Source organism: Eubacterium sp. SB2, from assembly GCF_001244405.1.
GTDB lineage: Bacteria > Bacillota > Clostridia > Lachnospirales > Lachnospiraceae > Faecalicatena > Faecalicatena contortus_B.
Window position 1 is genome coordinate 267,353 of sequence record NZ_LN865151.1, and the last position, 20,142, is coordinate 287,494.

The 20,142-nt window shown below is 46.8% G+C and carries 17 protein-coding genes; 16 read left to right on the forward strand and 1 reads right to left on the reverse strand.

Going from position 1 to position 20,142, the window contains the following annotated elements:
* The first annotated feature begins 12 nt into the window (after positions 1–12).
* The 14 genes from BN1938_RS06115 to leuD all read left to right on the forward strand — a co-directional run bounded on the left by BN1938_RS06115 (position 13) and on the right by leuD (position 16,164).
* Complete coding sequence (locus BN1938_RS06115; RefSeq protein ID WP_050639750.1) at positions 13–1,221, forward strand: cupin domain-containing protein; 1,209 nt, start codon at positions 13–15, stop codon at positions 1,219–1,221.
* A gap of 15 nt (positions 1,222–1,236) precedes the next feature.
* On the forward strand, positions 1,237–2,262 hold the full coding sequence (locus BN1938_RS06120; RefSeq protein WP_050639751.1) for a LacI family DNA-binding transcriptional regulator: 1,026 nt from the start codon (positions 1,237–1,239) through the stop codon (positions 2,260–2,262).
* Positions 2,263–3,231, forward strand: coding sequence for a 1-phosphofructokinase family hexose kinase (locus BN1938_RS06125; protein WP_050639752.1), 969 nt, complete (start codon positions 2,263–2,265; stop codon positions 3,229–3,231).
* Positions 3,231–4,088: a class II fructose-bisphosphate aldolase gene (locus BN1938_RS06130; protein ID WP_050639753.1), complete on the forward strand. Its 858-nt coding sequence runs from the start codon at positions 3,231–3,233 to the stop codon at positions 4,086–4,088. The genes BN1938_RS06125 and BN1938_RS06130 overlap by 1 nt, the downstream gene beginning before the upstream one ends.
* A 46-nt stretch (positions 4,089–4,134) precedes the next feature.
* Positions 4,135–4,761 carry a YesL family protein gene (locus BN1938_RS06135; RefSeq protein ID WP_050639754.1) on the forward strand — a complete coding sequence of 209 codons (627 nt, stop codon included), beginning with the start codon at positions 4,135–4,137 and terminating at the stop codon, positions 4,759–4,761.
* 295 nt (positions 4,762–5,056) lie between these two features.
* Positions 5,057–5,494: a tetratricopeptide repeat protein gene (locus BN1938_RS06140; protein WP_050639755.1), complete on the forward strand. Its 438-nt coding sequence runs from the start codon at positions 5,057–5,059 to the stop codon at positions 5,492–5,494.
* Between the two features lie 141 nt (positions 5,495–5,635).
* Positions 5,636–7,378 (forward strand): potassium-transporting ATPase subunit KdpA, encoded by a 1,743-nt coding sequence (kdpA, locus tag BN1938_RS06145; RefSeq protein ID WP_050639756.1) that lies wholly within the window; start codon positions 5,636–5,638, stop codon positions 7,376–7,378.
* 19 nt (positions 7,379–7,397) lie between these two features.
* Complete coding sequence (gene kdpB / locus BN1938_RS06150; protein WP_050639757.1) at positions 7,398–9,464, forward strand: potassium-transporting ATPase subunit KdpB; 2,067 nt, start codon at positions 7,398–7,400, stop codon at positions 9,462–9,464.
* Between the two features lie 46 nt (positions 9,465–9,510).
* Positions 9,511–10,116, forward strand: a complete 606-nt coding sequence (kdpC, locus tag BN1938_RS06155) for a potassium-transporting ATPase subunit KdpC (protein ID WP_050639758.1) — start codon at positions 9,511–9,513, stop codon at positions 10,114–10,116.
* A 497-nt stretch (positions 10,117–10,613) separates the two neighbouring features.
* Complete coding sequence (locus BN1938_RS06160) at positions 10,614–11,243, forward strand: epoxyqueuosine reductase QueH (RefSeq protein ID WP_050639759.1); 630 nt, start codon at positions 10,614–10,616, stop codon at positions 11,241–11,243.
* A 121-nt stretch (positions 11,244–11,364) separates the two neighbouring features.
* Complete coding sequence (gene argH / locus BN1938_RS06165) at positions 11,365–12,741, forward strand: argininosuccinate lyase (RefSeq protein WP_050639760.1); 1,377 nt, start codon at positions 11,365–11,367, stop codon at positions 12,739–12,741.
* A 118-nt stretch (positions 12,742–12,859) separates the two neighbouring features.
* Positions 12,860–13,945: an aspartate-semialdehyde dehydrogenase gene (asd, locus tag BN1938_RS06170; RefSeq protein ID WP_050640020.1), complete on the forward strand. Its 1,086-nt coding sequence runs from the start codon at positions 12,860–12,862 to the stop codon at positions 13,943–13,945.
* Between the two features lie 453 nt (positions 13,946–14,398).
* Complete coding sequence (gene leuC / locus BN1938_RS06175; protein WP_050639761.1) at positions 14,399–15,673, forward strand: 3-isopropylmalate dehydratase large subunit; 1,275 nt, start codon at positions 14,399–14,401, stop codon at positions 15,671–15,673.
* On the forward strand, positions 15,673–16,164 hold the full coding sequence (leuD, locus tag BN1938_RS06180; protein ID WP_050639762.1) for a 3-isopropylmalate dehydratase small subunit: 492 nt from the start codon (positions 15,673–15,675) through the stop codon (positions 16,162–16,164). Before leuC ends, leuD begins: the two co-directional genes overlap by 1 nt.
* 121 nt (positions 16,165–16,285) lie before the next feature.
* Here the strand turns inward: leuD and BN1938_RS06185 are convergent, their stop codons facing one another.
* Positions 16,286–17,431 (reverse strand): DDE-type integrase/transposase/recombinase, encoded by a 1,146-nt coding sequence (locus tag BN1938_RS06185; protein WP_050639763.1) that lies wholly within the window; start codon positions 17,429–17,431, stop codon positions 16,286–16,288.
* A 734-nt stretch (positions 17,432–18,165) separates the two neighbouring features.
* Between BN1938_RS06185 and BN1938_RS06190 the strand changes: the two genes are divergently transcribed.
* Positions 18,166–19,152 (forward strand): ornithine cyclodeaminase, encoded by a 987-nt coding sequence (locus BN1938_RS06190; RefSeq protein WP_050639764.1) that lies wholly within the window; start codon positions 18,166–18,168, stop codon positions 19,150–19,152.
* Between the two features lie 180 nt (positions 19,153–19,332).
* Complete coding sequence (locus BN1938_RS06195) at positions 19,333–20,133, forward strand: TrmB family transcriptional regulator (RefSeq protein ID WP_050639765.1); 801 nt, start codon at positions 19,333–19,335, stop codon at positions 20,131–20,133.
* Positions 20,134–20,142: the final 9 nt, after the last annotated feature.

Sequence of the window (20,142 nt, forward strand, 5' to 3'; positions counted from 1 at the left end):
GAGACAAGAAAGATGAAAGATACAAAAGCGGTTTTATCAGATTATATTCAAAATATGCACGGGATACTAAGGCTTCGTCCGGCCTGGGTGGCGCACGATTTTCTAAAGCCGGGAAAAAGGCTGGGGCTGAAGGAGGAAGACTATGATGCAGGTGAACGCGGCAGCATAATGGAAAGATGGTTCTGCTCGGAAACGCATGCAGATAACAGAATTGATATACCGGATGAGGGCTATTCTTATCTGGAGATCCCGGGTGAAAATATAACGGTGCGTGATGCACTGCAATTATGCAGGACAGAGATTCTGGGAGCGGAATATGCAGAAAAGCACGGCTGCCTGGGACGGCTGATTAAAATATATGATTTTGGCACCAGGCTGTTTTTCCATATCCATCCAAGGGCAGAGGACATGAAAAAGATAGGAAAAAATTCCAAGGATGAAGCATATCATTTTCTGGATGCGCCGCTTGGAAAACATCCGGAGAGTTTTTTTGGAGTACATCAGTATATTGTGGAGCAAAACCTCCAAAAAGAGATATTCCTTCCGATCCTGAAAGAATGGAAAGCCGGAGAGGAGGAGGTCTTAAAGCATTCCCGGGCTTTTTTAAATGTACCGGGAGAAGGATTTTTCCTGGATTCGGGAATACTTCATGCGCCGGGAAGCGCATTGACAATGGAGATCCAGGAGTCTTCCGATGTCTGTACCGTATTTCAGCCCGTTGTGGAGGGCTGCAGCATCCCAAAAAGCATGCTGTATAAGGACGTGGCACAGGAAGCGGTTGAGAATAGAGGGGAGGAAGCGGCCTTAGATCTGATTGACTGGGAGGCAAGCAGCGATCCGGATTTTTATGAGAAGAGGCATATTTATCCGAAACCGGTAGAGGAGACAAGACAGGGGGATATCTCGGAAGACTGGATCTATTATGGGACTCCGAAATTCAGCGGGAAAAGGCTGATTCTAAAACCGGGTGAAGAATTCTTCAGCCGTGAAAGAGGCGTACACAATATCTTTGTCTGGAAGGGGCAGGGGACCGTCGGCGCCCAGGAGGTGGCTGCAGGACAATTTGACCTGCATTCCTGTATGGATGAGCTCTTAATTACTTGCCAAAGGGCAAAGGAAGGTTATATAATTAAAAACACAGGCAAACATGACCTTGTCTTATATAAGTATTTTGGACCTGACATCAATATAGAAAATCTGCCGAAAATGGGGCACAAGTAAGAAAAGGAAGAGATAATGGGGAACATAACACTAAAGGATATTGCAAAAAAAGCAGGTGTTTCGGAGGCAACTGTTTCACTGGTATTGAATAATAAGAGTGTCGTGAACAGCCGTACACGGGAGCGGGTACTGAAGTGCATAGAGGAGATGAACTATAAGCCGAATCCCCTGGCGAGAGGGTTAGCTCTCAGAAAATCTATGACAATAGGGTTAGTCTGCCCGGATTCCGAGAACCCCTATTACGGGAAGCTCATGAAGCTGCTGGGGCATTACTGCAATCAATATGGGTACTCACTTGTGCTTGGCGTGTCCAATAATAATCCGGATATGGAAACTCGCATTATGGAAAATTTTGTGGATAAACAGTACGATGGAATTATTGTGCTTCCGCTGAATATCAGGAAAAATGAAAGCAGAGTTTTTACGGATGTGAAGGAGAATAAGATTCCGATCGTGTTCTGTACTTCCTATTATACAGGCTTTAAAAAGGAATGTGTTTTGACAGACTATGCGGAGGGCAGCTACCAGCTGACCCGTTACTTATTAGAAAATGGGCATCGCGAGCTATGGTATTTTGTTACCAGTGATAAAAAGCTGCCGGTCGCTCAGGAACGTATCAGCGGTTACAGGAAGGCATATGAGGAGAGGGGGCTGGACGTGGAACAGGACTGGATTGTAGGCTGTGATGATATCAGTGTGGAATACGGTTATGTAAAAACGAAGCAGCTTCTCCAGAGCGGCCGGACACCGGATGGGATACTGGCACTGAATGATTATATGGCATATGGAATCAAAAAGGCGATCCAGGAATGCGGATATCGTATACCGGAAGATATTTCTCTGGCGGGATATGATGATGTCTTCTATCATCTGATTGCCGATAAACCACTGACAACGGTACACCAGGATTTGGACAGCATGGCAGCCAATACCGTAAATCTGCTGATGCAGAAGATGAATAAAGACTTCCAGCCAAAACAGCCGGTTCAGCATCTGATTCGTCCGTCTTTAGTGGTGCGCAAAACGACAAAGGGGGATTAAATGAAGGGCGGAAGGTACTTTATTTTAAGCCTGAATCCCGGCTATGACCAGTGGCATATTGTGCGAAGCAGACCTGCCGTACAGAATGTGTTCCGGGCAGACGAGGTGCTGCATATCATATCGGGAAAAGGGCTGAATGTAGCCAGGGCATTAAAGAATCTGGCATGTGAAGAATATGTTTGCATGAATATTTTAGGCGGAATGACAGGGGAAATAATCCGGGATCTGGGCAGGAAGGAGCATCTGAACTGCCTGGAGTACCGTGTTGCCGGCGAATCCCGGATCAATACATGTGTCATGCTGGAGTATGACAAAAAGACACTCTCTTATAATGATCCGGGACCCGTGCTTTCCAGAAAAGAGGTCTCGGGCCTTAAGATATTTTTAAAGGGCATAATGGACACAGAAGAAAAGCAGTCTTTTGTTATAAGCGGTGCGCCCTGCAGGGGAATATCGGAACAAGATTTTCGGGAGATCCTGGAATATGCGGTTTGTAAAGGACATCGTTTAGTTGCGGATGTTTCAGGAAGCTGGCTGAAAATAGCAGGGGATTACCCATTAAATTTGATGAAAGTGAATAGAGAGGAATTCCAGGAAGCGTTTCAGTTGGATGCTTTTCTTTTTACAGAAGAATTAAAGCGCTTTAAATACGAGAGAGGAATCGAAGAACTGATTGTTACGGATGGTGAAAATGGAGGTATAGCCTGTGGTAAAAACGGGGAATGCCTATTTGGAAAAGCCGAAAAAGTACAGGGCGGAAACTATTCAGTAGGTTCGGGGGACTCTTTTTTAGCAGGATATCTGGCAAAATATGCACAGGATGCGTCTTTAGAAGAATGCCTGAAATACGCCGGTGCATGTGGCCTTGCAAATACATATAAATTTGGTCCGGCAATGATAACGAAAGAAGAAGTAAATAAACTGGAAAAATACATAACGATAGGAAAGAAAGGAGAAAGTGTGGTATAATGTCATTAGTCACGTTAAAAGAAATCTTAAAAGATACAAGGGAAAAGAAATATGCAGTTCCGGCATTTAATTTTAATGGTTATGAGGATGCACAGGGGATGATGAACAGTGCGCTTCGGGTGCGTTCCCCCATAATTCTCATGGCTTCTATGGGAGCAGCCAGATATATCGGGCTCAAACAGACAGTCGGGATGATTAAGGGGATGGCGGAATCCGTAGACATTCCGGTGTGTCTCCATTTGGATCATGCAACAGATGCGGCGTTTCTCAAAGAAGCGGTAGTCGCCGGTTTTACCTCGGTTATGATAGATGCATCCAAAAAAGATTTTGAGGAGAATATAGAAATCACGAGAGATGTCGCAGCATATGCGAATAAATTCGGATGTTCGGTGGAAGCGGAGCTTGGAAGAATCGGCGGGCGGGAAGAAGAGATCGTTGTTGATGATGCCTCGAGTGCACTGACTGACCCGGAGAGAGTACCGGAATTTGTAGAAAAAACAGGAGTAGATGCACTTGCAGTCGCAATCGGCACTGCACATGGCTTTTATAAGAGTACGCCGAAACTGGATTTTGAACGCCTTAGGAGAATCGCTGAGCTGACATCCTGTCCGCTGGTTCTTCACGGGGGGACTGGGGTGTCGGAATCAGATTTTCAGACATGCGTCAGCCTGGGCATGAGTAAGATCAATGTGGGGACCGAATTTAAAGCGGCGTATACAAATGCAATCAGAGATGCTGTTGCTGTGAATGAAACAGCGGAGGTAGATCCAAGAAACTACATGAAATATGTAAAAACAAAGTGTGAAGAAATTGCGGAAGGAAAAATGAGATTATTTCATTCCGCCGGTATGGCCTGATTCATCAGACTGCCACATTCGTCTTCACATAGAAGGGAGGCTATGTATGATTCAGAGAGTGTTCAGCCAGGATAACGGTTTTATGCCGGTTCTTTATAAAATCAGCAACCTGTTTTTACTGAATATATTATGGATTCTTTTCAGCCTTCCCATAATTACGGCCGGTGCCGCGGCGGCGGCCCTCTATACGGTTACCCTGAAAATGTGCAGGAATAAAGAATCCTATATATGCCGTTCCTTTGTAAAGGCCTTCCTGAAAAATTTCAGGCAGGGGACATTGATATGGCTGGCGTATGCAGCAGTTGGGGGAATACTTTATTTCAATCTTTATGCGGCGGCGTCCGGGAAATTGTTTGCGCAGGCTTTTTTCCTGACGGTATTTACAATCATGTCGATTTTATATGTAATGATAGGAATCTATCTGCCGTCAGTATTGGCGAAATTTGATACAACAATTAAACAAATATTGAAAATATCCATATTTTTATGCTTTAGGCATATTGGCCGCACAATCCTGATGCTGATTGTAATACTCATACCGTATCTGGCAGTGGCCATTGATCTGTATCTTTTGCCGATATTAATTATCATTGCTGTTTCAGGAACAGCATATATTTTAGCCTGTATCCTGAATAAAATATTTTCAAAATATATACAGGAAGTTGAAACATAAAGTAAGAATCAGAAAATTTGAAGATGCGATAAAAGCGGGAAGCCGTGGGAAAAGAATACCCACGGCTTCCTGCTTTTTTAAGAATATTCTGAAAACGGAGGTCAAGGGGGTCAGACCCCTTTGCAAAGGGGTCTGACCCCCTTGACCTCCTCCTTATGGTTTTTATACTTTTTTAATACCCTCCCCATGTTCTTTCACACCTATTTAATACAAAGCATGCTATTTTTTAGTTGTAAAGAGAAGATAGGGGTGCGGCGGTTAAGCAGTATGCATCCGAAGCAGGGAGGCTTTTATAATGAAAAAAGAATCTAACGAATATGGGAGTGGAAAATTATTTGATATGGAGGATGACCTGAAGAACCTCTGCAGGGTCATCAGGAATTATGTGTCCGAACATAAGTGGGAAGAGTGTGACCGCCTGATTCCTAAGTATATGGAGTTATATCCGGACAGTGCGGTGCCGCATAATTTACGGGGTATTGTTATGGAAAAACAGGGCAGGCATGCGGAAGCCATGAAACACTTCCGGGCGGCACAGGCCTTGGACGCATCCTATGTACCTGCAAACTTTAATATGGAACGGTTCGCCTCTTTTGAAAAAGAGGGCAGGGTGGAACCGGCATTTGACGTGAATGACTGTATCAGGATGAAAGGCGAAGTGAAAGGGAAAAAAAACTATTTTTTTCTGAGAAACCTGGGGTATGATGCAGAACTGGAAAATCCCTGGTCCTGACCGCTTATTTCTGGGAAAAGATTAGAATTGCGGACTGCCCTTAATAGGGTTTTAATGCCATTTTAATACCAGAATGTATTTTTATTATCCCAATTTTATATAGACTGGCGTAAATTAGAGACCTGTAAGGAGGAGAAATAAATGGGAAATACAATTTTACAGTATGTGCTTTATGTTGTCATCCTGGTAGCGCTTGCAATACCGCTTGGGTGCTACATAGGAAAAATTATGAATAGTGAAAAGGTATGGCTTAGTAAGATATTGTCACCGGTAGAGGGGCTGGTTTATAAAGCCCTCAGAGTGAATAAAGAGGAGCAGATGGGCTGGAAAAAATATGCGGCCAGCGTAGGACTTTTCAGTATTTTCAGCTTCATTGCGTTATTCCTGATTCTTATGCTGCAGGGACATCTGCCATGGAATCCGGAAGGAATCAGCGGAATGAGCCCGGACCTGGCGTTTAACACAGCGGTCAGTTTTGTGACTAACACAAACTGGCAGGCTTACAGCGGTGAGACAGGACTCTCTTATTTTTCACAGATGGTGGGTCTGACCGTACAGAACTTCGTATCTGCGGCAGTCGGAATCTGTGTACTGTTTGCCTTAATCCGTGGATTTATAAAAGTAAAGTCGGAAGGGCTTGGAAGCTTTTGGGCCGATCTTACGAGAGTGGTCCTGTACATTCTTGTTCCATTGTCAATCGTAGTAAGCGTTCTGCTTGTGTCTCAGGGTGTTGTGCAGAATATGAACAGCTATGAGACAACACAACTGGTAGAGCCGGTCACAACGGAAGAGGGAGAGGAGATAACAGAGGCAACAATCCCTATGGGGCCGGCGGCAAGTCAGATCGCTATTAAACAGCTGGGCACAAACGGAGGCGGTTTCTTCGGCGTGAACTCAGCGTATCCGCTGGAGAATTCGACGCCATTTTCCAACATGATTGAGATGCTGTCTCTTCTATTAATACCTGTGGCGCTGTGCTTCACCTTCGGAAGAAATGTTAAGGATAAAAAGCAGGGCATTGCGATTTTCGCTGCAATGATGATTATGTTGGTTCTTGCATTGTCAGGTGTTGCAATCTCAGAACAGAATGCGACTCCCCAGCTTGCTGCAGATGGTGCGGTTAATATAGAGCACACGGACGGACAATCCGGCGGTAATATGGAAGGCAAAGAATCCAGATTCGGGATAGCAACCTCTTCCACATGGGCAGTCTTTACAACCGCGGCCTCTAATGGCTCCGTCAATTCCATGCACGATTCCTACACTCCGCTGGGAGGGGCCATACCGATGCTCCTGATGATGCTTGGCGAAGTCGTATTTGGAGGGACCGGATGCGGGCTATATGGAATGCTTGGATTTGCGATCATGACGGTCTTCATCGCCGGTCTGATGGTCGGGCGGACGCCGGAATATCTGGGGAAGAAAATCGAACCGTATGAAATGAAGATGGCATGCGTTGTCTGCCTGGCAACACCGGTTGCAATCCTGATTGGCAGCGGTATCGCAGCGGTGCTCCCATCTACGTTAGACAGCCTGAATAACCCGGGAGCACATGGATTGTCCGAGATTTTGTACGCATACTCTTCAGCCGGTGGAAATAACGGCTCCGCCTTTGCCGGATTCGGCGCGGATACGCTCTTTATCAATCTATCACTCGGGCTGATTATGGCCTTTGTCAGATTTGTCCCGATGATGGCGGTTCTGGCGATTGCCGGAAGCCTTGTCAGGAAAAAGAAAGTGGCTGTCACGGCAGGAACTTTGTCCACCAGCAATGCAATGTTTATTGGACTTCTGATCTTTGTAGTCCTGCTGGTTGGAGCCTTAAGCTTCTTCCCGGCATTGTCGCTGGGGCCAATTGCAGAATATTTTCAGATGATAGGATAAGTTGGGAGGCATAACGAAAATGGCAGAAAAGATGAAAGACACAATGGTGAATAAAAAGATGCTGATGCGGGCAGTTAAGGACGCATTCATCAAGCTGTCACCGAAAACAGAAGTAAAGAATCCGGTTATGTTCCTGGTTTATGTATCGGCGATACTGACAACAATCCTTTTTGTACTCGCATTGTTCGGCATCCAGGACGCAGGGGCTGGTTTTATCTTAGGAATCGCAGTTATACTATGGTTTACCGTACTCTTTGCAAATTTTGCGGAGGCAATTGCGGAAGGCAGGGGAAAAGCGCAGGCAGATTCTTTGAGGGCATCTAAAAAAGATGTGATGGCGAATAAAATTCCTTCTGCTGACCAGAAGGATCAGATTGAATATGTCAAATCTGCTTATTTGAAGAGAGGGGATCTGGTGCTCGTTCATACAGGGGAACAGATTCCTGCAGACGGAGAAGTCGTAGAAGGCGCTGCATCTGTCGATGAAAGCTCGATTACAGGGGAATCTGCTCCCGTAATCCGCGAGGCGGGAGGCGACAGAAGTGCAGTCACCGGGGGAACAACGGTCATATCGGACTGGATTGTTGTAAGAGTGACCAGTGAGGCTGGAGAAAGCTTCCTGGATAAGATGATTGCCATGGTGGAAGGCGCATCCAGAAAGAAGACCCCAAATGAGATTGCACTGGAAATCTTTCTGATAGCGCTGACGGTAATCTTTATATTAGTAACAGTATCCCTGTATGCATACTCCAGGTTTTCAGCGGGCCAGGCAGGAATCGAGAATCCGACATCAGTGACATCGCTGCTTGCACTGCTTGTTTGCCTGGCGCCGACTACAATCGGCGCGCTGCTCTCGGCAATCGGCATTGCCGGAATGAGCAGACTCAATCAGGCTAATGTATTGGCCATGAGCGGAAGGGCAATCGAGGCGGCAGGAGATGTTGATACACTACTTTTGGACAAAACAGGAACCATCACGCTTGGAAACAGGCAGGCAAGCGAGTTCATCCCCGTAGACGGACACACGGAACAGGAAGTAGCCGACGCTGCACAGCTTTCTTCTCTTCCTGATGAGACGCCGGAGGGAAGAAGCATAGTTATATTGGCGAAGGAGAAATTTAACTTCCGTGAGAGAAGTCTGGAAGAGCTTCATATGGAATTCATTCCATTTACTGCTAAGACCCGGATGAGCGGAGTGAATACTGCGGAGAGTGAAATACGGAAAGGTGCGGCAGAGGCTGTACGTGAATATGTGGAATCATATGGGCAGAAATTCAGCGCTCAATGCGATGAAATCGTACGCAGGATTGCCGAAAAAGGAGGTACGCCGCTGGTTGTAGCCAAAGACCATCAGGTTTTGGGAGTGATTTACCTAAAGGATATCATCAAATCAGGCGTGAAGGAAAAATTCGCCGATCTGCGCAAGATGGGGATTAAGACGGTTATGATTACCGGAGATAACCCGATGACGGCAGCGGCGATCGCGGCAGAAGCGGGCGTGGATGATTTCCTTGCGGAGGCAACGCCGGAGGGGAAGCTGGATATGATCCGTACGCTGCAGGCAAAAGGCCATCTCGTGGCAATGACCGGGGACGGAACAAATGACGCACCAGCGCTGGCGCAGGCCGACGTGGCAGTTGCAATGAATACAGGAACACAGGCCGCGAAGGAAGCGGGAAACATGGTGGATCTGGACTCTTCGCCGACGAAACTGATCGAGATTGTAAAAATCGGAAAGCAGCTGCTGATGACGAGGGGAAGCCTGACTACTTTCAGTATCGCCAATGACCTGGCAAAATATTTTGCAATCATCCCCGCACTGTTTATGAGCCTGTATCCCGGATTGGGGGCTTTGAATATCATGAATCTGCACAGTGCAGAGAGCGCAATATTTTCAGCAATTATCTACAATGCCCTGATTATCATTGCCCTGATACCTCTGGCATTAAAGGGTGTAAAGTACAGGGAAGTATCCGCAGGCAAACTATTGTCGAGAAACCTGCTGGTTTATGGATTGGGCGGAATCATAGCACCGTTTATCTGCATCAAATTAATAGATATGCTGATAGTAGCTTTAGGATTCTAAATATCAGCCAGTGTGCAGAAAGTAAATAAGAAAGAGGTGTCGATAGATGAAGACTTTAAAATCAGTAGTTGGGAAAGCGTTTCTGGCGCTTGTCATATTCAGCATTTTATGCGGGGTAATCTATCCCTGGCTGATGACTGGCATATCACAGTTGTTTTTCAAAGATAAGGCAAACGGAAGTATCATTGAAGTAGATGGCGTACAGTATGGGAGTGAGCTGCTGGGACAGCAGTTCACAGGTGATGAGTACCTGTGGGGAAGGATTATGAATATCAATACCGAGACCTTCACAAATAAAGATGGGATGGCGACGGTATATGCAGGACCTTCTAATAAGACTCCTGCCGGTGAGGAATTCGAAGCACAGATTCAGGAACGAGTCGAGAAAATCAAGGCAGGAAATCCGGATGCAGAGGAGGAGCAGATACCTGTAGACCTGGTAACCTGTTCCGGCAGCGGCCTGGATCCGCACATCAGTGTGGACGCCGCAGAATATCAGGTTCCACGGCTTGCAAAGGAGCGGGATATGACGGAGGAAGAGGTACAGGATATCATAGACAGGTATACAACCGGGAGATTCCTTGGTATTTTTGGAGAAAAGGTGGTAAACGTACTTCAGGTGAATCTGGCATTGGATGGGATACTAAAGTGATTTGGATACGCAGTGGGAGCGGGGGGACGCCGAATAACCGGGCAGCCTGTCCCATGCCGGGAGCATATATGCCATTTTATTAATCCGCTCCGTTAGCGTAAGAGACCCTAAAGGAAAAAACATAGAAAATGGTGGTCCAGCGGCATGCAACCCGAAATTTGATAATTTCGGGTCTTAGGCTGCTTCAGAATTTGCAGTGAGACTGCAAATTCTGCCCATCATTTTCTATGTTTTTTCCTTAAGGGTCTCTAACGTTCACTCTAGGATTTATAAAATGGCATATATGCTTCCGGCATGGGACAGGCTGCCCGGTTTTTCGGCTGGTGCATCCAGTCGGTAGGAGAGGGGCGTCCAATGGGAGGGGCTTCGAAGGCGTAGCTGTGTATTAATTCGGTTGATGGGGCGTGGAATATATGCTCATAAGTTGCGGGATGTCAGGGAGGTGTGATATAATACCTTCAGATTATTATGAATCGATAGAAAGGTCTCTGTTAAAAATGAACTATCGCTATGTAAATTATCAGAAAGAACTGGACCGCCTGATTTCTTCTCTGCAGAAAGAGGGGCGGGTGCCGAGGCTTCTGCTGCACAGCTGCTGCGCTCCCTGCAGCAGTTATGTGCTGGAATATTTATCGGAATATTTTGAAATTACAGTTTTCTATTACAATCCCAATATTTTCCCGGAAAGTGAATACACAAAACGGCTGCTGGAACAGCAGACATTAATTTCGGACATGAATTTTAAGCATCCGGTTTCTTTTCTTGCCGGGAATTATGATAAAGATAAGTTCTATAGCATGGCCGCAGGCCTTGAACATGTAAAAGAGGGCGGTGAGCGCTGCTTTAAGTGTTACGAACTGCGTTTGAATGAGACCGCGCAGATGGCGGCAAAAGGCGGTTTCGATTACTTTACAACCACGCTGAGTATCAGTCCGATGAAAAATGCGGAAAAGCTGAATACAATAGGAAAAGAAGTAGCATCCAGATATGGGATAAAATACCTGCAGTCCGACTTTAAAAAGAAAAACGGCTATAAAAGGTCCATAGAACTCTCGAAAACACACGGGCTTTACCGCCAGGATTACTGCGGATGCCAGTTTTCGATGGAGAGCAGAAGAAAAGAATAATGAGAAGATTCTGAAAACGAACCGCAAAGGGGTCAGACCCCTTGAAATTTATTGTAGACACCAGCACGTTACTATGATAAACTAATGAGAAAATCTAAAATACAGAAAAGAGGATAAGGAAATGGCGCAGTTATGGGGCGGTCGTTTCACAAAGGAAACGGACCAGTTAGTGTACAATTTTAATGCATCAATTTCTTTTGATAAAAAGTTCTATGAACAGGATATCCGCGGCAGTATCGCGCATGTGACGATGCTTGCAAAACAGGGAATTCTGACAGCGGAAGAAAAAGAGCAGATTATAGATGGGCTGGAAGAAATTCGGGCCGATGTGGAAAACGGCGTTCTGGAAATCACGGACGAGTATGAGGATATCCACAGCTTTGTGGAGGCCAATCTGATTGACCGTATTGGGGAACCCGGGAAGAAACTACATACAGGAAGGAGCCGCAATGACCAGGTGGCTCTGGATATGAAGCTTTATACCAGAGATGAGATTCTGGATCTGGATAAGCTGCTCAAGGAGCTTCTTGAGGTTCTGCTGAATCTAATGAAGGAAAATACGGAGACTTACATGCCTGGATTCACACATCTGCAGAAGGCACAGCCGATCACGCTGGCACACCATCTGGGCGCATATTTCGAAATGTTCAAGAGAGACCGTTCACGTATGAAGGATATCTATAAGCGCATGAACTACTGTCCGCTTGGTTCCGGGGCGCTGGCAGGGACGACTTATCCCCTGGACAGGGAGTACACGGCCGGGCTTCTGGAGTTTGACGGGCCAACGCTGAACAGTATGGATTCTGTGTCGGACAGGGATTACCTGATCGAGCTTCTGTCTGCCATGTCAACTGTGATGATGCATCTGAGCCGTTTTTCCGAAGAGGTGATCATCTGGAATTCCAATGAATACCAGTTCGTAGAGATTGACGATGCCTACAGTACAGGAAGCAGCATTATGCCGCAGAAGAAAAATCCGGATATCGCAGAACTTGTCCGCGGAAAGACAGGACGCGTATACGGTGCTTTGATGTCACTTCTCACAACGATGAAGGGAATTCCGCTTGCCTATAATAAGGATATGCAGGAGGACAAAGAGCTGGTGTTCGATGCCATTGACACGACAAAGGGATGTCTGGCGCTGTTTACGGGAATGATCCGGACAATGCGTTTTAATGAAACGCGTATGGAAAACAGTGCGAAACACGGATTTACGAATGCAACGGATGCAGCGGATTATCTGGTCAATCATGGCGTGCCGTTTCGGGATGCGCATGGTATCGTGGGGCAGCTGGTTCTTTACTGTATCGAAAAAAATGTCGCGCTGGACGATATGTCCCTGGAAGAATTCAAGGCAATATCCCCGGTATTTGAAGAAGATATCTATGAGGCAATCAGTATGAAAACCTGCGTGGAAATGCGAAACACAATCGGCGCTCCTGGAAAAGCAGCCATGGAAAAAGTTATCGCTTTGCAAGAGGCGTATTTGAGCATATAACATATAAGAAAATAATATTCCAAAGGACATCCGGTAAGGTATGCCTGGTCGGGCGGGATCCGCAGCAGGCTGTGGAACAAATATTGTCAAAACCAAAGGAAAAGAGAAGGAGAGAAAAATGGAACAGAAATTAAGAGTAGGTATTTTAGGCGCAACAGGAATGGTCGGACAGAGATTCATCTCTCTGCTCGAGAACCATCCTTGGTTTGAAGTAGTAACTGTAGCGGCAAGCCCGCGTTCTGCAGGTAAGACATATGAGGAGGCAGTGGGAGACAGGTGGAAAATGGATACGCCAATGCCGGAAGCCGTAAAGAGCCTTGTTGTGCTGAATGTGAATGAAGTTGAAAAAGTAGCTTCTACCGTAGATTTTGTATTCAGTGCGGTGGATATGACAAAAGAAGAAATCAAGGCAATTGAAGAAGAATATGCAAAGACAGAGACTCCGGTTGTATCAAACAACAGTGCACACCGCTGGACACCGGACGTTCCGATGGTAGTGCCGGAAATTAATGCAGACCATTTTGAAGTAATTGCAGACCAGAAAAAGCGTCTGGGAACAACAAGAGGATTCATTGCCGTTAAGCCAAACTGTTCGATTCAGAGCTATGCTCCATGTCTTGCAGCATGGAAAGAATTCGGACCGAAAGAAGTTGTGGCAACCACATACCAGGCAATTTCCGGAGCAGGAAAGACCTTCAAAGACTGGCCGGAAATGGTAGAAAATATCATCCCCTATATCGGCGGTGAGGAAGAAAAGAGTGAGCAGGAACCTCTCAGAGTGCTGGGAAAAGTGGAAAATGGCGAAATTGTAAAAGCAGAGCTGCCTAAGATCACATGCCAGTGTATCCGTGTCCCGGTTCTGAACGGACATACGGCTGCAGTATTTATAAACTTCGAGAAAAAACCAACCAAAGAGCAGCTGATCGAGAAACTGGTGAGCTATCAAGGCTTTCCGCAGGAGGCAAAACTGCCGAGTGCTCCAAAGCAGTTTATCCAGTATCTGGAGGAAGATAACCGCCCGCAGGTTAAAGTTGACGTAGACTATGAAAATGGTATGGGCGTGTCCATCGGACGGCTGAGAGAAGATACCATGTTTGATTATAAATTCGTGGGACTGTCACATAATACAGTACGCGGAGCGGCAGGCGGAGCGGTATTGTGCGCAGAGGCACTGACAGCGAAAAAATATATTCAGGCAAAATAAGTTGGGAAGGGGCGCCTGCCGCCAGAACGGAGTGCCAACCCCCTGGGGACGCATCTGGTGATTTCTGGTGCAGGCCGTTTGCAAAGAAAACGTAACATCAAAACAGGAGCCTCACAGAGAACCGACGGCATTCACTGCATAATCTTTATGATTATGCAGTGAATGCCGTCTTAGAATTTGCTTTGGTAAGCAAATTCTATCTCTGTGAGGCTCCTGTTTTGATGCAACGTTTTCTAATGCGCACTTTGATGCACCAGAAATCACCAGATGCGTCCCCAGGGGATTAGCACTCCGCTCTGGCGGCAGGCTGGGCGCATCCGGCCGGGAGGACGGGGACGCTGGGGACAGGGATGGGCGGCGGGAATGGAAAAAGGATAAGATCTCATCTTTTCTTTGACGCTTTATTATGATAGAATGACAGGTAGAATTTATTTGAAAGAGGAGGTTGTTGTGATGGGAATGACTATGACGCAGAAGATTCTGGCGGCTCATGCGGGGCTTGATTCTGTTGTGGCCGGGCAGTTGATAGAGGCGAAACTGGATGTGGTAATGGCAAATGATATTACCGGGCCTATGGCTCTGCCTATTTTTAAGGAGATGGCGGAGAGGGTTTTTGATAAAGATAAGGTTGTTTTGGTTCCGGATCATTTTACGCCGAATAAGGATATTAAGTCGGCGGAGAACTCTAAGTCTATCCGTGAGTTTGCTAAGGACCAGGGGCTGAAATGGTATTTTGAGCAGGGAAAATCAGGGGTGGAACATGCGATTCTGCCTGAGGCTGGTGTTGTGACCGCAGGCGAATGTATTATCGGTGCGGACTCCCATACCTGTACATATGGCGCTCTTGGGGCATTTTCAACGGGCGTGGGCACGACGGATATTGCGACGGGAATGGCAACGGGGGAATTGTGGTTTAAGGTGCCAAGTGCAATAAAGTTTGTTCTGACCGGCAAGCCGGGGGCTTTTGTGAGCGGTAAGGATATTATTATTCATATTATCGGAAAGATCGGTGTGGACGGCGCTCTCTATAAATCTATGGAGTTTACAGGGGACGGCCTGAAGGAACTTTCTATGGATGACCGTTTTACGATGGCGAATATGGCGATCGAGGCAGGGGCAAAGAACGGGATTTTCCCGGTGGATGAGAAGGCGCAGGCTTATATAAAAGAGCATTCCGTGAAGGAATATAAGATCTATGAAGCAGATGAGGACGCCGATTATGATGAAGTGATTGAGATCAATCTGTCAGAGGTGCGTCCGACCGTGGCATTCCCGCATCTTCCGGGGAATGCAAAGACCATTGACGAGATCGAAGCTATGGAGCCGATCAAGATTGATCAGGTGGTCATTGGTTCCTGTACAAACGGAAGGATGGAGGATATGCGCAAAGCTGCTGCAATTCTGAAAGGCCGTGAAGTTCATCCGGATGTGCGTGTCATGGTAATTCCTGCCACACAGAAGATATACAAACAATGCATGGCAGAGGGACTTCTGGATATTTTTGTAGATGCGGGATGTGCGGTCAATACACCAAGCTGCGGGCCCTGCATGGGCGGACACATGGGCGTAATGGCAGCCGGAGAAAAGTGCGTTTCCACAACGAACCGCAACTTTGTAGGCCGTATGGGACATGTGGAATCCCTGATTTATCTGGCTTCCCCAGAAGTGGCTGCTGCAAGTGCAATCGCAGGATGTATTGCAAATCCTGAGAAAGTAGGTGACAAATAATGAAAGCATTGGGACACGTTTTTAAATATGGAGATAATGTAGATACCGACGTAATCATACCGGCAAGATATCTGAATTCCTTTGATGCACAGGAACTGGCAAGCCACGCGATGGCCGACATTGACCCGGAGTTCGTAAACAAGGTACAGCCGGGAGACCTGATTGTGGCAAACAAAAACTTCGGCTGCGGCTCCTCCAGAGAGCATGCGCCGCTTTGCCTAAAAACTGCAGGGGTAAGCTGTGTAATCGCAGAAACATTTGCCAGAATCTTCTACCGCAACGCAATCAACATCGGACTTCCGATCATTGAATGCCCGGAAGCTGCCCAAAATATAGACGCCGGAGACGAAGTCGAAGTAGACTTTGACAGCGGAAAGATCTATAACCGCACAAAAGGCACAGAATTCCAGGGACAGCCGTTTCCGGAATTCATGCAGAAACTAATCGTAGCCGGAGGCCTTGTAAACTACACGAACAGTAAGAAGGGGTAGGCGGTGCTTGTGGAGGGGGGGGGCCGCCGCCGGATTGACCAGTCAGGAGATAGGTAAGTCTTTTGTTTCAGGAGATAGGTAAGTCGATTCAACAGGTGGTAAGTCGAATTGTTAATTAGTATCAGTTTAAAACATCCATTGCCGTTATACAAGCGGTTTTTGTATCAAGCATACCAAGTGGAAAGTCGTGAAGCCAAATGATATATGTTTTATCACCGTTTGGCTGCACTCCTACCTGTAAGCCTCGAAGTGATGAACTTACAGAATACAGTGTTTTGTTGATTTTTACTTCTCCATGTTTGTTAATCTTTCTTGGCAGGTAACCAATCGGATATTCCAGTTCTGCTAACGCTTCTTCGTATAGCAGAGTAGATTTTTTATAAAAATCGGATGGAGTACTCATTTGTAAGGCTTCATGTGGGCGGATGTTGTTGTATTCTTCCACCCACAAATCAATGGCGGCTTGATTGGCCTCTCTGCCACCAGGTATTTTTCCTTGAATCTCCCTGCTTATATCTGCATGCATGCGTTCGTGGGCACCATTTTGCGTTGGACAGCCTGGATCGGTACGATCCGGAAGAATGCCAAGAGACATCCACCATGCGCTTAAGGTTGTCAAACCAAGGAAGCCATTTGAGGAAGCAAAAGGAGTACCATTATCACTGCGAATGATTTTGGGAAGTCCGTAGTGATAGAATAATTCTTCAAATACAGCTTTGACAGCATCAGCAGTTGTTCTCTCCATCAGGCGGATGGTAAGAATGTATCGGCTGTGCAGATCACGTACGGTCAGTGGAACACAGCGTTCCCCCTGGGACATCCACCAGCCTTTAAAATCAACGGTCCAGACATCATTGGGTTGAAGAGCTTCCAACTTATTACGCAGCTTGGAAGCAGTTGGATCGGGATGCCGAAAGCGTCGTTTGGGAATCAACCCAGCTTTTCCCAAAATGCGATAAATACTACTCTCAGATGGTGTTGGCGACTCTGGATAAGCGCTCTTGTAAAGAACGGCCAGTTTCTTAGGCCCCCAGGCCGGATGAGCGGAACGCATTTTAATTAAACGAATGACGGTATCTTCATCCAGCTGATTCGGAGAATTAGAAGGGGCCTTGCTCTGATCCGCGAGGCCGGAGAAGCCAAATTCCAGAAAGCGGTTTTTCCACTTATGTCCAGTTTTTTCTGAGATTCCAAACTTTTGACAGAGAGCCTTAAAGCTATCAGTTCCACATAGATATTCTGTGATAAATTGTTTACGTTGTTCCATAACAGAGGTCTCCTTCCATGGCATACAGAAACACCTTCTTTCGTTGGTTATTTCTGTATAGTTTAACATTTGGACTTACCTATGTCCTGAAACTTTTTACTTACCTATGTCCTGAAACTGGACAGGAACCGGATATAGGGATGTCTGGAAACGGGTTACTGCTGTAAGCCGGAGTAAAGTAAAATAGAAGGAAAACCGGGGCAACCTGGCCACATCATCCGAAGCCCGATGGCTTCGCATGCTGAGGCCAGGGAATCTTTTGATTCGGTATCAAAAGATTCACCCCGGTTTTCCTTCTATTTTACTTAACTCCGACTAACAGCAGTAAGACGCTTCCAGACATCCCTATATCCGGTTCCGGCGGCTGGACGCATCCAGGCAGAAGCAAACGCTTACCCCGGGAGGGACTGAAGACGGGAGCAGCGGATGTGAAGCGGCGATGCGGAATGTGTGGAAATAGTGATACTCTTGGAGTGGGGATTCCCTGGGATACTTGCTGCGCGTATCCCAGTACATTTGGCTGAGCGGAAAGAATTTAATGCGTATATATGTTTCACACCATAAAAGGCATAAGGACTTTGCCCCGCCCGCCCAGCAGTTCCCCCTCCGCACAGGCGACCTCCCCCTAATTGACAAATTTCGACTTCCTGCCTATAATGATAATAATAGTCACCCAAGGGGGATACTACGGATACGGATTTGGGGACCGGAATTTTATTTTAGGAGGAAGCAAGATGCTGCTATTGTCTAAGGAGGATATGAAAGAGGTATTCACAATGCGGGATGCCGTGGAAGCGGTGAAGGAATCTTTCCGGCTTTTTTCTGCCGGGAAGGGCGAGGCGCCGGGGCACGCGAATATACATGCACCGGAACATGGAGGATCTATGATGTATACGCCGTCTTTTGTGGAGGAGATGGATCTGGGGTGCCTCAAGGTCGTTAACGTAATACCGGAAAGTGGTGAAAAGGGAATGCCGCCATCACCGGCTCAGGTTATACTGATTGATTCTACGAATGGAATGGTTGTTTCCGTGCTGGACGGGCATTATGTGAATGAACTCCGCACGGGCGCAGTTTCTGGTGCGGCTTTTGACGTACTGGCAAATAAAAGATGTGAAAAGGGGGCTCTGATCGGAACCGGCGGCCACGCGGCCACGCAGCTGGAGGCAATGCTGACAGTGAGAGATTTGAATCAGGTTAAGGTATTTGATCAGGATAAAGACCGGCTTTGGGCATTTGTGGAGAAGATGAATCGGGAGCTGGGGGATTACGGAGCACAGATTCTGGCGGCTGAAAACTCGGATGATGCCGTGGAGGATGCGGATCTGCTGATTAGTGCAACTCCTTCCGTGGCGCCGGTATTCGATGGCAGAAAGGTGAAGAAGGGGGCCACTGTCAGCTGTGTCGGTTCTAACCAGCCTCATATGCAGGAACTGGATCCGGTCGTGCTGAAACGGGCATCCGGAATCTATTTTGATTCCAGGAAGGCAGTGCTGTCGGAGGCGGGGGATATTATTATACCTCTGGAAACAGGGCTGATCACAGAGGATGATTTTACCGGTGATCTGGGCGATGTGCTTTTGGGGGATATAGAGGGCCGCAGATCTGAGGAAGATATTATTGTTTTTAAGACAGTTGGAATCGGAACCCAGGATCTGGTAACAGCAAAAAAGATATATGATAAGGCGGTTGCGGCCGGAGTAGGGACATTCCTGGCGTAGGAGCAGCGAAGGGGTGCAAAAGCCTGGAAAAAGATTGGGAAAGGAGAGCGGTAAGAATGGCATATCCGCCGCTGAAGGGGCGGAAGGTGTGCCCGAATCTGTCTGCCGTAACAAGCAGACGGGCATAACAAGGTGATGAGATGCGGCTGTGTGAAAAGGCTGCAATAAAAGGAGAGAAAAATGCTGCAGGATGACAGAGTTTATCTGTTGAATAAAATCGGGTTTACAGATTCGGAGGCAAAAGTATACCTTGTTTTGCTGAAAAATGGGGGCATGACAGGATATGAGGCAAGTAAGTATTCGGCGGTTCCCCGTTCGAAAATTTATAATGTGCTGGAATCCCTTGTCATGAAAGGATTTATATTGTATTCTGAGGAGGAGTGTTCAAATCGTTACGCGGCAGTGCCGTTTGAGGAGATTTCAGGAAGGGTCAGGGATGAGACGGATAAGATCTTGAATCAGCTTGAGGAGCTGCTGCATGATTACAGGGCGGAGACGGATTTGGACAGATTCTGGCATATTCGGGAGTATGATAATGTGATCGCAGTATGCCGCAGCATTCTGAAGGATACACGTTCGGAACTACTGTTGCAGATCTGGGCAGAGGATCTGCCAAAGATACTCGAAGAGATACAGGAACTGGAGAAAAAGGGAATCCGCCTGGGGATCGTTTACTTTGGAGAAGAGCAGGACGAATTGCCGCTGGACCACTGCTGCAGACATGGAATGCTGGAAGAAAAGAAACAGGAGATGGGAGGGCGTTTTCTGACGTTGGTTTCCGATAAAAAGGAAGCGCTATTCGGCCAGATCGTCAGTGACGCTGTATCAGAGGTCATCTGGACAAAATCAAAGCCTATGGTCGCTATGGCGGCGGAATGTGTCCGGCATGACCTGTATTGTTATAAAGGCGCAGATTTATACAAAAGCCAGATACAGGAGGAACTGGGGATAGATATCCGAAGTTTACGGGAAATATTTTGACAAAGAGAG

What these genes read in the sequence shown, in the direction of transcription:
- BN1938_RS06115 (WP_050639750.1), top strand. Translation starts at nt 13, where the DNA reads ATGAAAGATACAAAAGCGGTTTTATCAGATTATATTCAAAATATGCAC.
- BN1938_RS06120 (WP_050639751.1), top strand. Translation starts at nt 1,237, where the DNA reads ATGGGGAACATAACACTAAAGGATATTGCAAAAAAAGCAGGTGTTTCG.
- BN1938_RS06125 (WP_050639752.1), top strand. Translation starts at nt 2,263, where the DNA reads ATGAAGGGCGGAAGGTACTTTATTTTAAGCCTGAATCCCGGCTATGAC.
- BN1938_RS06130 (WP_050639753.1), top strand. Translation starts at nt 3,231, where the DNA reads ATGTCATTAGTCACGTTAAAAGAAATCTTAAAAGATACAAGGGAAAAG.
- BN1938_RS06135 (WP_050639754.1), top strand. Translation starts at nt 4,135, where the DNA reads ATGATTCAGAGAGTGTTCAGCCAGGATAACGGTTTTATGCCGGTTCTT.
- BN1938_RS06140 (WP_050639755.1), top strand. Translation starts at nt 5,057, where the DNA reads ATGAAAAAAGAATCTAACGAATATGGGAGTGGAAAATTATTTGATATG.
- kdpA (WP_050639756.1), top strand. Translation starts at nt 5,636, where the DNA reads ATGGGAAATACAATTTTACAGTATGTGCTTTATGTTGTCATCCTGGTA.
- kdpB (WP_050639757.1), top strand. Translation starts at nt 7,398, where the DNA reads ATGGCAGAAAAGATGAAAGACACAATGGTGAATAAAAAGATGCTGATG.
- kdpC (WP_050639758.1), top strand. Translation starts at nt 9,511, where the DNA reads ATGAAGACTTTAAAATCAGTAGTTGGGAAAGCGTTTCTGGCGCTTGTC.
- BN1938_RS06160 (WP_050639759.1), top strand. Translation starts at nt 10,614, where the DNA reads ATGAACTATCGCTATGTAAATTATCAGAAAGAACTGGACCGCCTGATT.
- argH (WP_050639760.1), top strand. Translation starts at nt 11,365, where the DNA reads ATGGCGCAGTTATGGGGCGGTCGTTTCACAAAGGAAACGGACCAGTTA.
- asd (WP_050640020.1), top strand. Translation starts at nt 12,860, where the DNA reads ATGGAACAGAAATTAAGAGTAGGTATTTTAGGCGCAACAGGAATGGTC.
- leuC (WP_050639761.1), top strand. Translation starts at nt 14,399, where the DNA reads ATGGGAATGACTATGACGCAGAAGATTCTGGCGGCTCATGCGGGGCTT.
- leuD (WP_050639762.1), top strand. Translation starts at nt 15,673, where the DNA reads ATGAAAGCATTGGGACACGTTTTTAAATATGGAGATAATGTAGATACC.
- BN1938_RS06185 (WP_050639763.1), bottom strand. Translation starts at nt 17,431, where the DNA reads ATGGAACAACGTAAACAATTTATCACAGAATATCTATGTGGAACTGAT.
- BN1938_RS06190 (WP_050639764.1), top strand. Translation starts at nt 18,166, where the DNA reads ATGCTGCTATTGTCTAAGGAGGATATGAAAGAGGTATTCACAATGCGG.
- BN1938_RS06195 (WP_050639765.1), top strand. Translation starts at nt 19,333, where the DNA reads ATGCTGCAGGATGACAGAGTTTATCTGTTGAATAAAATCGGGTTTACA.